The organism is Serratia sp. AKBS12 (assembly GCF_024793895.1).
In the GTDB taxonomy this organism is placed as follows: domain Bacteria; phylum Pseudomonadota; class Gammaproteobacteria; order Enterobacterales; family Enterobacteriaceae; genus Serratia_F.
Genome location: NZ_JANUSB010000009.1, coordinates 251,567 through 265,356, shown reverse-complemented (window position 1 = coordinate 265,356; position 13,790 = coordinate 251,567). Strand labels below are relative to the sequence as shown.

At 58.3% G+C, this 13,790-nt stretch carries 13 protein-coding genes; 5 read left to right on the top strand and 8 right to left on the bottom strand.

The genetic code is table 11. From position 1 onward, the window contains the following. The first annotated feature begins 77 nt into the window (after positions 1-77). Positions 78-659: an NAD(P)H-dependent oxidoreductase gene (locus tag NYE85_RS07600; protein ID WP_259004109.1), complete on the top strand. Its 582-nt coding sequence runs from the start codon at positions 78-80 to the stop codon at positions 657-659. A 135-nt stretch (positions 660-794) separates the two neighbouring features. After that, positions 795-1,103, top strand: a complete 309-nt coding sequence (locus NYE85_RS07595; RefSeq protein WP_259004107.1) for a putative quinol monooxygenase — start codon at positions 795-797, stop codon at positions 1,101-1,103. Between the two features lie 71 nt (positions 1,104-1,174). Here the strand turns inward: NYE85_RS07595 and parE are convergent, their stop codons facing one another. The 5 genes from parE to nudF all read right to left on the bottom strand — a co-directional run bounded on the left by parE (position 1,175) and on the right by nudF (position 5,797). After that, complete coding sequence (gene parE / locus NYE85_RS07590; RefSeq protein ID WP_259004104.1) at positions 1,175-3,070, bottom strand: DNA topoisomerase IV subunit B; 1,896 nt, start codon at positions 3,068-3,070, stop codon at positions 1,175-1,177. A gap of 46 nt (positions 3,071-3,116) precedes the next feature. Continuing rightward, on the bottom strand, positions 3,117-3,698 hold the full coding sequence (gene yqiA / locus NYE85_RS07585) for an esterase YqiA (RefSeq protein WP_259004102.1): 582 nt from the start codon (positions 3,696-3,698) through the stop codon (positions 3,117-3,119). Next, positions 3,698-4,525 carry a 3',5'-cyclic-AMP phosphodiesterase gene (gene cpdA / locus NYE85_RS07580; RefSeq protein WP_259004100.1) on the bottom strand — a complete coding sequence of 276 codons (828 nt, stop codon included), beginning with the start codon at positions 4,523-4,525 and terminating at the stop codon, positions 3,698-3,700. Before cpdA ends, yqiA begins: the two co-directional genes overlap by 1 nt. Before the next feature lie 213 nt (positions 4,526-4,738). Next, positions 4,739-5,164, bottom strand: a complete 426-nt coding sequence (locus NYE85_RS07575; RefSeq protein ID WP_259004098.1) for a DUF1249 family protein — start codon at positions 5,162-5,164, stop codon at positions 4,739-4,741. After that, a complete protein-coding gene (gene nudF / locus NYE85_RS07570; RefSeq protein ID WP_259004096.1) occupies positions 5,165-5,797 on the bottom strand; it encodes an ADP-ribose diphosphatase in 633 nt (210 codons plus the stop codon). It lies immediately after the preceding gene. A 283-nt stretch (positions 5,798-6,080) separates the two neighbouring features. On the opposite strand from nudF, the gene tolC reads away from it, so the two are divergent. After that, complete coding sequence (gene tolC, locus NYE85_RS07565; protein ID WP_259004094.1) at positions 6,081-7,592, top strand: outer membrane channel protein TolC; 1,512 nt, start codon at positions 6,081-6,083, stop codon at positions 7,590-7,592. A gap of 139 nt (positions 7,593-7,731) precedes the next feature. Next, positions 7,732-9,675, top strand: coding sequence for a dihydroxyacetone kinase operon transcriptional regulator DhaR (gene dhaR / locus NYE85_RS07560; protein ID WP_259004092.1), 1,944 nt, complete (start codon positions 7,732-7,734; stop codon positions 9,673-9,675). Here dhaR and dhaM read toward each other — a convergent pair. The 3 genes from dhaM to dhaK are packed head-to-tail and all read right to left on the bottom strand — an operon-like array spanning position 9,672 to position 12,824. Further along, on the bottom strand, positions 9,672-11,102 hold the full coding sequence (dhaM, locus tag NYE85_RS07555; protein ID WP_259004090.1) for a dihydroxyacetone kinase phosphoryl donor subunit DhaM: 1,431 nt from the start codon (positions 11,100-11,102) through the stop codon (positions 9,672-9,674). The genes dhaR and dhaM overlap by 4 nt on opposite strands. A 12-nt stretch (positions 11,103-11,114) precedes the next feature. Further along, positions 11,115-11,744 (bottom strand): dihydroxyacetone kinase subunit DhaL, encoded by a 630-nt coding sequence (gene dhaL / locus NYE85_RS07550; RefSeq protein ID WP_259004088.1) that lies wholly within the window; start codon positions 11,742-11,744, stop codon positions 11,115-11,117. A 9-nt stretch (positions 11,745-11,753) separates the two neighbouring features. Next, positions 11,754-12,824: a dihydroxyacetone kinase subunit DhaK gene (dhaK, locus tag NYE85_RS07545; RefSeq protein ID WP_259004086.1), complete on the bottom strand. Its 1,071-nt coding sequence runs from the start codon at positions 12,822-12,824 to the stop codon at positions 11,754-11,756. Between the two features lie 309 nt (positions 12,825-13,133). Between dhaK and NYE85_RS07540 the strand changes: the two genes are divergently transcribed. Further along, the gene (locus NYE85_RS07540) at positions 13,134-13,790 is read left to right on the top strand and encodes a DUF1190 family protein (RefSeq protein ID WP_259004084.1); all 657 of its coding nucleotides are present in this window, start codon (positions 13,134-13,136) and stop codon (positions 13,788-13,790) included.

Here is a 13,790-nt window from a genome sequence, read left to right as displayed (position 1 = left end):
GACTCAGCGCGCATTTTTCCCCTCTACAATCCGGCGTACACTCCTCCAATCATTTTATTATTGAAAGAGGACCGCTGATGAGCAACATCCTACTGATCAACGCAGGCAAAAAATTTGGCCACTCCAATGGCGAACTGAATGACACGCTGACCGACGTCGCCGCCTCTTTCCTGCGCGACGCCGGCCATGACGTCCAGCTAACGGTGGTTGATCACGGCTACGACATTGAAGAAGAAGTGCAAAAATACCTGTGGGCCGACGCGATTATTTACCAGATGCCGGGTTGGTGGATGGGCGAACCCTGGATCCTGAAAAAGTACATCGATGAAGTGTTTACCGCCGGCCACGGCAGCCTGTACGCCAGCGACGGCCGTACCCGCTCCGACGCCAGCAAGAAATACGGTTCCGGTGGCCTGCTGCAAGGCAAAAAGCACATGCTCAGCCTGACCTGGAACGCACCGTTGGAAGCCTTTACCGACCCGGAACAGTTCTTCCACGGCGTTGGCGTTGACGGCGTTTACCTGCATTTCCACAAGGCCAACGAATTCCTCGGCATGGAAGCACTGCCGACCTTTATCTGTAACGACGTCATCAAACAGCCTGATATTCAAGGCGATATCGCACGATATCGTGAGCACCTGGCCAAAACTTTTGCTTAACTATAGCCGCCGTGATTTACGCTGCCAGCGCCAGGCTACATCGCTCGGCACGCCGGTGGGTGGGTTGGTCAGCCGTTGCGCTGCGGCATGAAGCATTAGGCATAGACATTTCGCTGTTTGAAAAACGAGGTTGTGATGATCACCGTAATTGCAGAAATCAAAGTAAAGCCGGGCCACCGTGAGAGCGTATTGCAAGCGTTCGAAAAGTTGATCCCGTCGGTATTGGCGGAAGACGGCTGCGGCGGCTATCAGCCGATGATCGACTACAACGCGCAGTTGCCATGGAAGCAAAGCGTGCCGGACTCAATATTTATGCTGGAAAAATGGGCCAGCATGGCGCACCTGGAAAAACACCAGGAGATGGAGCATATGCATCGCCATCGGGCGACCATCAAAGACAGCGTGCTGGGTATCAATATTCACGTGCTGGAAGCGGCACTGTAAAAAGAAAACCCGGCAGGTTCGCCGGGTTTTTTGTTTGCGCCTCAGCGCACCTGGGGCTCTCTCGTCGGTCGTCAGACCGCCAGTTCGGCCATATCGCCTTTGTCCTGCAACCAGTTGCGGCGATCTTCAGAGCGCTTCTTGGCCAACAGCATATCCATCATCGCCAGCGTCTGATCGACATCCTCATCGTTCACCGTCAACTGCACCAAACGGCGCGTATTCGGATCGAGAGTGGTTTCGCGCAGTTGCAGCGGGTTCATCTCACCCAGCCCTTTAAAGCGCTGCACGTTCGGCTTGCCTTTCTTGCGCTTCAACTGCTCCAGTACGCCGGCTTTTTCTTCCTCGTCGAGCGCGTAGTACACTTCCTTGCCGAGGTCGATGCGGTACAGCGGCGGCATCGCCACGTAAACGTGACCGCCCTTGACCAGCGAACGGAAGTGGCGGACGAACAGCGCGCACAGCAGCGTCGCGATGTGCAGGCCGTCGGAGTCCGCATCCGCCAGGATGCAGATTTTGCCATAGCGCAGCTGGCTCAGATCGTCGCTGTCCGGATCGATACCGATGGCGACGGAAATGTCATGCACTTCCTGCGAAGCCAGCACTTCGTCCGAGGACACTTCCCAGGTGTTCAGGATCTTGCCCTTCAGCGGCATGATCGCCTGATATTCGCGATCGCGCGCCTGTTTGGCCGAACCGCCCGCCGAATCCCCTTCTACCAGGAACAGTTCGGTCAGGCTGAGATCCTGTGCGGTACAGTCGGCCAGTTTGCCCGGCAGTGCCGGACCGCTGGTCAGCTTTTTGCGTACCACTTTTTTTGCCGCACGCAGACGACGCTGAGCGCTGGAAATCGCCAGCTCGGCCAACTGCTCCGCTGCCTGCACGTTCTGGTTCAGCCACAGGCTGAAAGCGTCCTTCACCACGCCGGAAACAAACGCCGCGCATTGACGCGACGACAAGCGTTCCTTGGTCTGCCCGGCAAACTGCGGATCCTGCATTTTCACCGATAAGACATAGGCGCAACGATCCCAGATATCCTCGGCCGACAGCTTCACGCCGCGCGGCAGGATATTGCGGAACTCGCAGAACTCGCGCATCGCGTCCAGCAATCCCTGGCGCAAACCATTGACGTGGGTACCGCCCTGCATGGTCGGGATCAGGTTGACGTAGCTTTCGGTCAGCAGCTCACCGCCCTCCGGCAGCCACAGCAATGCCCAGTCCACCGCTTCGATGTCACCGGCGAAACTGCCGACAAACGGCGCTTCCGGCAGGGCGATCAGGCCATTGACCGCCTCCATCAGGTAGTCGGTCAGGCCGTCCTGATAGCACCAGCGCTGCTCGGTGTTGTTCACCTTGTCGATAAAATAGATTTCAACGCCCGGACACAGCACCGCTTTGGCCTTCAGCAAATGGCTGAGGCGCGAAACGGAGAAGCGCGGGCTGTCAAAGAACTGTTCGTCCGGCCAGAAATGAACGCTGGTACCGGTGTTACGCTTACCGCACGAACCGGTGACGGTAAGATCCTGCACCTTGTCGCCGTTTTCAAACGCGATGCTGTAAATATTGCCATCACGCTTAACGTTGACCTCCACCCGTTTCGACAGGGCATTGACCACCGAAATACCCACGCCGTGCAGACCGCCGGAGAACTGGTAGTTCTTGTTGGAGAATTTACCGCCGGCATGCAGCCGGCACAGGATCAATTCCACCGCCGGCACGCCCTCTTCCGGGTGGATGTCCACCGGCATGCCGCGACCGTCGTCAACCACTTCCAGTGACTGATCGGCGTGCAGAATCACGTCAATGCGCTTCGCATGGCCAGCCAACGCTTCATCGACGCTGTTATCAATCACCTCCTGGCCGAGGTGGTTCGGGCGCGACGTGTCGGTATACATACCGGGACGACGGCGCACTGGTTCTAGACCGCTGAGTACTTCAATGGCATCAGCGTTATAGCTGGATTGAGTCATCGTTGATTATTTTTTCGTGGTTAAAGGAAGGTGCCGGACGGCCCGTTCAGACCGCGTTGAGCCCTAAAAAATCCACAATCTGCGGGAAGTAGTGCTCGAAACCGACGAAGGCATGGTTTCCACCTGACTCCACCGTTTGCCGGCAGGCGCTGTAATACGCCACTGCCTGGCCGTAATCGAGAATTTCATCGCCCGTTTGCTGCAGCAGCCAGATCAAATCCGGCGACTCCAGGGGATCGATCTGCATCACTTTCAGATCGTAAACGTGACGAGACTCTAACACATATTGTTGACCGGTGTAGGGGTTCTCGTTTTGACCAAGGTAGTCAATCAGCAGCTCAAACGGCTTAACAGCAGGATTTACCACTACTGCCGGCAGCGCAAAACACTGCGACAGCCAGGTGGCGTAATATCCCCCCAGCGACGACCCCACCACGCCGAGCATCTGCCCGGCGCGCGCCATCACCAGATTCTCCAGCAGTTCAGCGGCCTCTGCCGGGTAAGGCGGCAGCTGCGGCACCAGCATATCGATACGTGGATGATGCTCAGCCAGCCACGCCTTGAACGACGACGCCTTGGCCGATTGGGGGGAGCTGTTAAAGCCGTGTAGATAAAGCAGCGTTGACATCAATACCCTTCCGAATCCATGTCGGGGCGGAAATCATCGTTTTCCAGGCGGAAGACCTGCGTTTCCACGCGGCCATCCGGCAGCAGATCGAGATAGCGCCAGCCTGGAGAAACGTCATCGATGGTAAAATTAGTACAATGCGGCTTGAATTGCACACAGGTCGAGGGGCTGGCCAATACCCGGCGGCCACGCCAGGCCAGATCAAGATCCTGATGAATATGCCCGCACAGCAGGGTGTTCACCTTTGGATAACGCAGCAGAACGGCGTCCAGCATGTGCGGGTTGCGCAGGCTGTGCTGATCGAGCCAGGTGCAGCCGGACGGCAGCGGATGATGATGCAACAGCAACAGCGTGTAGCGCTCGGGATATGCCTGGAGACAGCGTTCCAGCCATTCCAGCTGGTATTCGCTCAGCTCGCCGTGCGGCACGCCGAACACCTGGCTGTCCAGCAGGATCACCTGCCAGTCGTCGCCCAGTAAAACCTGCTTTGACGGGGAAATGCCCGCCGCCGCCAGCGCGTCAACCATTGCCGGCTGAAAATCGTGGTTACCCGGCAGCCAGACGCATGGCGCCGGCAGGTGGGCGATGCCGTCGGCAAAGTGCCGGTAGGCCTCAAGGGAATGATCCTGCGCCAGGTCACCGGTGGCGACAACCAGATCGCATTCCCGCTGCTGCGCGCGAACGGCATCCAACACCGCGTGATAGCTGCGGTAGGTATTGATGCCCAGCAAGGTCTCATTCTCGCCGGCAAAAAGGTGGGTATCGGTTATTTGTAAAATCCTGACCTTGGCCCCACTCGCCACGGGCAGTTTCAACAGGCTTTCCAAATGGTGTCCTTTGTTATCTCAGTCCATATCCCAACCGCATCGCGCTGCGTCGAGACGGCAACTGAACGGCAAATGGGTCGCAGACCGATTTGAACAACGCTTGCGTTGGCCCACCGGGTGAGCCGACGCTCATCATCCCTGGTAGCCGATCTTCAGGCGACCAGAGTGAGCAAAGGCAGCCAACAAAGAGGCCGCTTAACGCATTGGAGGTGTCTAGCAAACCGGAACCGACATCGCCCCATGCGCTAAACAGTAGCGCAGCCAATCAGCAAGAAACTGGTTAATTTGATGCTTTTCGTCGCGCTGATGCAACTTTTTATTAGGATAATCATAACGCGCTTTAAAGCGAAAGATCTGCTGACTGGCACACACTTCCGCAACCATCGCGTCGTGATACAGCCGCACCGTCATCGCCGGCAGGCTCCAATAGCTGACCGCCGGGAAAGTTTGTTCGATTTCCACCAGCGTGGTGTAACGCGTGGATTCCACAATCGTCAGACGATAATGCGCGCCGCTCACCTGATAAGTCACCGTTTCGCCCACTTCGTCATTGCGCGGCAGCAAGCGGCGCAATTGCGCGAAGTTGGTTTCGCACAATCTCATCATTTCCGGGAAATCAGGGGTGTAGCGCTTTGTCATTTACTTGGTCCACTCTGCTCTGAGCGATTCATGGTGCAACGCCAGCCACTGCAATGCAATCACCGATGCCGCATTATCAATCGCGCCCTCTTCAACCCAACGGTAAGCCTGTTCACGGCTCACCACATGGACACGGATATCTTCATTCTCTTCAGCCAGTCCATGAATGCCTTCTGCGGTGGTGGCGTCCACTTCGCCCACCATAATCGACAGGCGTTCGCTGGTACCACCCGGGCTTGCGAGGTAACTCAACACCGGCTTACAGCGCCCAACCACAATCCCCGCCTCTTCCAGTGCTTCTCGGCGACAGACATCCTCAACGCTTTCACCGACTTCGATCATCCCCGCCACCATTTCCAACAACCAGGGGGTTTCGGAAGTATCGACCGCGGCAATGCGCAGTTGTTCCACCAGCACCACCTGGTCGCGCTGCGGGTCGTAGGGCAGCAGTACCGCAGCGTGCCCGCGTTCAAAAATCTCGCGTCTGACCTCGCCGCTCATCGCGCCGTTGAACAAACGATGACGAAAGCGGTATAAACTGAGTGAAAAAAAACCACGATAAAGCGTGTCACGTGCAATAATTTCTACATCATTTTTATCGAAAGTAACGGGCGTAGGCTGCGGACGGCTCATAAGCACTCTTCTCCTGCGTGAGTATGCCGATAAAATAAACAGTTTTGATGACAGAAACGACGAGACTTTCTTTCACCGCTTTGTGGTAGATTGTTGACCATGATATCAGGTGCGAAGTGCGCAGGCATTTCAGCCAGTGCTCACAGGGCATTCGAAGATAAAAGTTCCCGCGGATGGCACATTCAGCCACCTTATGCGAACCGAAGACTCTGTTAGAATCGGCAACTATTTCGACTATCGTCAGCGCTAACATACCAATATTGCTGCACAACAAGGAATGCAAATGAAGAAACTGCTCCCCCTTCTTATCGGACTGAGCCTGGGCGGCTTCAGTGCAATGAGCCAGGCAGAGAACCTGCTGCAGGTTTACAAACAGGCGAGGGAAAGTAACCCGGATCTGCGCAAGTCTGCCGCTGACCGTGATGCCGCATTCGAAAAAATCAACGAATCACGCAGCCCGTTGCTGCCGCAGTTGGGTTTGACCGCCGGGTATACTTACGGCAGCGGTTATCGTGATATCAAAGACACCAATTCCGATACCACTAGCGGCTCGCTGGCGCTGACTCAGACCATTTTTGACATGTCCAAATGGCGTGCTCTGACGCTGCAGGAAAAAACCGCCGGTATTTCCGACGTCACCTTCCAGACCGCCGAACAGCAGCTGATCCTCAACACCGCCACCGCCTACTTCAACGTGCTGAAGGCGATTGACACCCTGAGCTACACCCAGGCGCAGAAAGATGCGGTGTACCGTACGCTCGATCAGACTACCCAGCGTTTTAACGTCGGCCTGGTCGCCATTACCGACGTGCAGAACGCCCGTTCCAATTACGATACCGTACTGGCGGCAGAAGTCAGCGCCCGCAATGCGCTGGATAACGCACTGGAATCCCTGCGTCAGGTCACCGGCGCCTTCTATCCGGAGCTGGCCTCGCTGAACACCGACAGCTTCGCCACCAAGCGCCCGGATGCGGTCAACAATCTGCTGAAGGAAGCCGAAGCGCGCAACCTGAGCCTGCTGTCCGCTCGCCTGAGCCAGGATCTGGCCCGCGAGCAGATCAAATATGCGCAGACCGGCTATATGCCGACCATCGCCATGAGCGCTTCGACCGGCATTACCAACACCAAAAACAATGGTGCGCGTAACACCAGCCCGGATTCGGACATCGGCCAGAACAAGATCGGCGTAAGTTTCAATCTGCCTATTTACAGCGGCGGCCAGACCAACTCTCAGGTCAAGCAGGCGCAGTACAGCTTCGTCGGTGCCAGCGAACAGTTGGAAAGCTCGCACCGGACGGTGGTGCAGACCGTGCGTTCGTCGTTCAACAACGTCAATGCCTCGATCAGCAGCATCAACGCGTACAAACAGGCGGTGATCTCCGCGCAAAGCTCCCTGGATGCCATGGAAGCCGGTTATCAGGTGGGCACCCGCACCATCGTTGACGTGTTAGACGCGACCACCCAGCTTTATGACGCCAAGCGCAACCTGTCCAATGCACGTTATACCTATCTGATCAACCAGTTGAACATCAAATCAGCGCTCGGTACGCTGAACGAAAACGATCTGATGATGCTTAACGGTGCGCTGGGTAAACCGGTATCAACCGCGCCAGACGCCGTCGCACCGCAAAACAGCGCGCAAGACGCCTATGCCGACGGCTATCAGGACAACGCGCCAATGCAGCAGACGGCCGCGCCAGTACCCGCTAGCCGTCGCGTAACCTCGGCACCGGCGCCACGTACCAGCGCACCGGCGACCAGCACAAGCCAGCCGCGCAATCCGTTCCAAAACTGATAGCCTGGCCTGGCACGATATCGGGGTGTGGCGTCAGCCACGCCCCTTTTTTATGCCGAATGCTCGCCGGCTCACAGCCAGCCCCTCGCCCCCCGGTGTTATTATTGCTCTTTCCCCGTGAACCCGTGGACACTACGCGATGGAGAATCTCCCACTCTGGCAGCGCCTGATGGCCGACGGAACGCTGCCGCCGTCACAACGTCCGTCAGCGGCCATTTATGGCTCCTGGCTACGTTGCCGCACGCTGATGCACCCGTCGGCGTGGAAGGTGCCACAGCGCGCGCTGGGTACCACCTTCAGCTCCGTCTGCCAGCGCAAAAACGATTTGCTGACGCTGGGACAGGCGGCGCTGGAGGACGCTTACGAATACATGGAACAGCGCCGTTGCGTGTTGATGATCCTCGATGAAAGCGGTTGTATGCTGTGGCAGTGCGGCGATATCACCACCCGCGAACAGCTGGCGCAGTTGGGCTTGCTGCCCGGCGCTTACTGGACCGAAGGCGATATCGGCACCAACGCGCCGTCGCTGGCGGCGTGCGAAGGGCATCCGATTCAGGTCAGCGGCAACCAGCATGTACGTAGGGCGCTGCATGACTGGTCATTCTGCGCCACGCCGGTGTATGACAACAGCGGCCGTCAACGCGGCGCCATTGCGCTCGGCTGTCAACTTATTGCCGCGGCCGCCGGCGACCTGTCACTGACGCTGGCCCTGGCGCGCGAGATCGGTAATTCGTTAAATGCCGACGGATTGCTGGCTGAATCCAACCGCCACCTGAATCAGCTTTATGGCTTGCTCGACGGCGTTGACGATGGCGTCATGGCCTGGGATCACCGTGGATCTCTGCAATATCTCAACCAGCGCGCAGCAGCAATGCTGAAACTCGACGGTCAGCACAGCCTGGGGAAACCGCTGGCTCAGTTGCTTACGCTGCCGACGTTGCTCAAACGCGCCATTGAGCAGCGGCAGCCATTGCAGCACATGGAGGTCACCTTCGAAAGCCAGCAACAGTTTATCGCCGCGCTGCTGACCTTGAAGCCGATCCCCGACGGTAACCACTGCGGCTTTATCGCCCTGCTGCACCCGCTGGAACCCCTGCGCCGCTATGTCAGCAGCCAGCTTGGCCGCGTCAGCCATACCTTTGAGCAAATGCCGGCCGGCTCGCTGGAGATGCGCCGCCTGATCCGCTATGGCCGACAGGCCGCCAAGGGCAATCAGCCGATTTTGCTGTGCGGTGAAGAGGGGGTGGGCAAAGAACTGCTGGGCCAGGCAATTCACAATGCCAGCGATCGCGCCGCCGGGCCGTATATTGCCCTCAACTGTCAAATGATGCCCGAAGCGCAGGGGCTGCGCGATTTGCTGGGCAGCGATGCCAATGAAGAGCAGGCCGGCCAATTGAGCAAATTCGAGCTGGCCAACGGCGGTACGCTATATCTGGAACAGATTGAGTATTTACCGCCGGATATGCAGTCAGCGCTGTTGCAGGTGCTGAAAACCGGCATTGTCATGCGTCTCAACTCCAACCGGGTGATCCCGGTCGATGTGCGCATCATCGCCACCAGCGCCGCCAATCTGGCGTTGCTGGTGCAGCAAAACCGTTTCCGCCGCCAGCTGTTTTACAGCCTGCAGGCGTTTGAAATTGTTATCCCGCCGCTACGCCAGCGATTGAACGACATCCCGCTGTTGGTACAACACCATTTACGCGCGCTGGAGCTGCACTTTCAATGCCGTTTCCGGGTGGACAACGACGTCTTGACCCAGCTTGGGTTGTACCCGTGGCCCGGCAACGATCTGCAACTGAAAGGCGTGGTGGAGCGCGCGGCAATGATCTGCCATAACCACCACATTCAACTGGCGGATTTGCCTGCCCATCTACTGGGCCAGCACCCCATCTCTGACCACGAGCCCGCCATCATCGCGCCCACGCTGGCGGAAACCGAACGCCAGGCGATCCTGCACGCGGCCAGCGTCAGCCGCGGGCAGTTAAACGAAATGGCACAATTGCTGGCGATTGGCCGCACCACGCTGTGGCGGAAAATAAAGCATTATCAAATCGATATCCGCCAGTTCAAGCTGCGCGCCTAATGGCTGAGTTGCAGCACGCCGCGCGCTGCATCCAGCATGGCTTTCTGACCGCTACGGGTTTTGCTCAGGCAATCGCTCATGCCAACCACCATCGGAATGCCCATCGCCTTGGCCAGAATTGCGCTGTGTGACAGCGCGTGGCCACCACTGAGGCAAATACCCAACACCATGCGGCGGTCCAGCATCACCACCTCCGACGGCATCAGTTCATCCATCACCAGGATCGCCGGTGAGCTCAATACGATCGGTGGAATAGTCTGCCGCTGCAAATGGCTCAGGGTGCGGCGCAGCATATCGCGTACGTCCAGTTCGCGCGCGCGCAGATACTCGTCGTCCAACGTACGGTAATCGGCGGCGATGGCCTCCAGTTCTTGCTGCCATGCCTGCTCGGCGCTGCAAAACTGCTGGGCGATGCGCGTATAGGCCGCCTGTTGCAGATCCGGATCGTCCAGCAACATGCTGTGCGCGCCGAAAATTCCCGCCTGCGGTTTGCCGATCAGGGTCGCGGTACGTTCTGCCAACCGGTTCAGATCGCTCAGCGTATGCTGCAAAGCTTCACGCAGCCGCTGTTGCTCGTTGAGAATGTCGTCAGCGCCGATCTTGCGCTCCGTCAGCGTCGGCCAAAAACTGTAAACCTGCAACACCGGGCCGCTACTGACGCTCTCTTCCACCGGAATGCCGTGCAGCGAAGGTTGCTGGTGAGCGGAAACCGTTTCGCCAAAGTGCTGTTCTGCCAGAACCTGGAAAGCCCTCAGGGCCTCATCGGCCTGCGTACCGCTGGCAATCAGCCGCACGGTATCGCCCTGGCGAACCTGCAGCAGCGCCAACTGGTTCAAGCTGCGCGGATTGGCACATTGGCCGGCTTTTTCCAGCACCAGCTCGGCATCGAAAGGAGCCAGCGTTTCCGCCAGTCGTGCTGCCGGTCGCGCATGCAGGCCATGGGCATTTTGTACCGTCCAGCTGACGCTTTTGCCCTGGTTCAGCGGCAGACGCACCGGTGTACTGGCCGGTGCGGCTTCGCCCAACTGCGCCTGCTTGGCCTGCAATGCGCCACGCGCCTCGGCCAGTACCTGCTCCAGTCCTGCCCCCGAATTGGCCGCAACGATCGCCGCCAGCGTGCCTTCCACCAGCGGCGCAGCGCACAGCGATACTTTGGCCGCCAGCGCCGGCTCCAGTAGCTCCAGCGCGGTTTCCGCGCTCAGTAGCGCACTGCCCAAATCCATCAGCACCACAATGGCATCGCCATCTGCCACCGCTTCAATCGCCGCCATCACTTTTATCGCGTCGGTGCCGATGGGATGCTGTTCATCATCAACGCCCGCCGCCAGCGCCAGTTTGCAACCATCGCCGCGCATCATCTGCTGTGCCAGCGCCTGAACGCCCTGCGCCAGTAACGTGCTATGAGAAACCACTACGATATTGATCATTCTGCCTCCTGCCTAGGCGGCGATTTCCGCCAGCGTTTTCATCATCAGCATTACCGACGTGGCGCCCGGATCCTGGTGACCGATGCTGCGCTCGCCAAGGTAGCTGGCTCGCCCCTTGCGCGCCTGCATGGCAATCGTTGCTTCCACAGCCTGCTGCGCGCACTCTGCCGCCCGTTGCAAAGCTTGCGCCACGCTCAGTTGCCGTTGCGCCGATTGCCGCAGGCTCTCGACCACCGGCCACCACGCGTCGCACATGGTTTTATCGCCCGGCTCCGCCTTACCGCGCATCACCACGCCCTCTACCCCCTCCTGCATCATTTGCTGCAATTCGGCCAGATCCAGGCTCTGCTTGGCATTGGCCGCCTGCGCGGCGCGAATGAAAAACGTGCCGAACAGCGGACCGCTTGCACCACCAACGCTGGACAGCAGCGTCATGCCAGTGTTCTTTAGAATGAAACCAATGTCCTTGTCCGCCACCGACGGCAGTTTTTCCACCACTTTATTGAAGCCACGGTTCATGTTGAGGCCGTGATCGGCATCGCCGATGTCGGTGTCCAATTGAGTCAGAAAGTCCCGCTCACGGGTAAAAACCTCGCCGCAGCGCATTAGCCAGTCGACCACCTGTTGTTTTGTCAGCATCATTTGTTCTCCTCAGCAACCCCAACGTAGCGCAGGCGTTTTCACCGGTGCATCCCACAGCGACAGCAGCGGCTCGTCCACTTTAAGCAGCGTGATGGAAACGCCCTGCATGTCCAGCGAAGTACAATATGCGCCGATCAGGTTGCGTTCGATGATGATCCCCGCCTCCGCACAGCGCTCCGCCAGACGGTGATAAACACCGTACAGTTCCGACAGCGGCGTCGCCCCCAGGTTATTCACCAGTGCAATCACCCGATCGCCGCGCATCAGCGGCTGTTTTACCTGTACATCGTCGCGCCATTCGCCTTGCTCCCGCTGCCAGACGCGCAAGGTTCGCTGATAATTACCATGCTCAATCAACGTATGGAACATGTCATCCACCGCCTGGTTAAGCGTGGTGAATGGCCGCCGTTCAATACCCGGCTCGCCGTGGATGCCCACGCCGAACTCCATCTGGTTTTCCGCCAGCGTAAACGACGGCTTGCCGGCTGCGGGCACGGTACAGGCCCCCAGGGCAATACCGATTGAATGCCCCTGATTGTTCAAGCGATGACCCAGCGTCACCAGGTCATCAAGCGTATCGCCGCGCTGTGCCGCCGCGCCGAGCAGTTTTTCCATCAGTACGGTATTGGCAACGCCGCGCCGCCCGGCAGTAAACAGGCTGTCTTTCACCGCCACGTCGTCGTCTACCAGTACCGTTGCCACCGGTATGCCGCTGTCGTGCAGCAGTTCCGTGGCGGTTTCAAAGTTCAGTACGTCACCGGTGTAATTCTTGATCAGCAGCAGCACACCGGCACCGCCGTCAATTGCCAACCCGCATTCGTACATCTTGTCCGGCGTCGGCGAGGTAAAAATCTCACCCGGACAGGCACCGTCGAGCATGCCTTCACCAACGAAACCGCAGTGCATCGGTTCATGGCCGCTACCGCCGCCGGAGAGGATCGCCACCTTGCCCGCCACCGGACCATCGGCGCGGGTGACAAACAGCGGATCCAGATGCACCAGCAGGTCGGGGTGCGCTTCGCCCAGGCCGAGCAGTTGCTCGTCCAACACTGTTTCAACCTGATTAATAAGCTTTTTCACGGTTAACTCCTCTGTAGGGGACAGTGGGATACGTTGTGGTCAACGGTGACTATACGACGCCACCAACGCTTGGCGAGCAGCCCGTTTTTTGTTTCATTATGGAACACCAATTGGCAGCTGGGGTTTCATTTTGAAACAGCGAAGCGCATTTTTTCAGCAGTAAAGAGAACTGGCGCACAGCAAAACGTATAGCTGCGTAAAGAGTCGCGCCAGGCCTGGGATTCAGCTTTAATTTTGAGCATCTTTACCCTATCCTTACGCCACTACTGGGAAAGGGCGAAAACAGCCCACATGATGGGATTAACAACGATGAAACGGACAAAAAACATCAACCAAGAGACGTTCCGCAAATCCTGGCGCAGCTACCGCGTTGCCCCGGTGGCTTTGGCGATCAGCGCAGTGTTTATGCTGGCCGGCTGCGAAAAGACGGATGAAACGGTCTCGCTGTACCAGAATGCCGACGACTGTTCGCGCAGCAACCCGTCGATGAGCGAGCAGTGCACCACCGCTTACAACAACGCGTTGAAAGAAGCCGAAAAAACCGCACCGAAGTACGCCACCCGTGAAGACTGCGTGGCCGAATTCGGCGAAGCGCAATGTACCCAGGCACCGGCACAGGCCGGCATGGCGGCCGAATCGCAAAGCAGCGGCAGTTTCTGGATGCCGCTGATGGCCGGCTACATGATGGGCCGCATGATGGGCGGCTCCGGCTTTGCCCAGCAGCCGCTGTTCACCTCGAAGAACCCGGCCAGCCCGGCGAACGGCAAGTTTGTTGACGCCAGCGGCAAGAACTACGGCCCAGCCACCGCCGGCGGGCGCACCATGACAGTGCCGAAAACCGCCATGGCACCGAAACCGCCTGTGACCAATACCATCACCCGCGGCGGTTTCGGTGAGTCGGTTGCCAAGCAGACCAGCATGCAGCGCAGCAGTGCGACATCCGGCTCACGCAGCATGGGTGGTTAA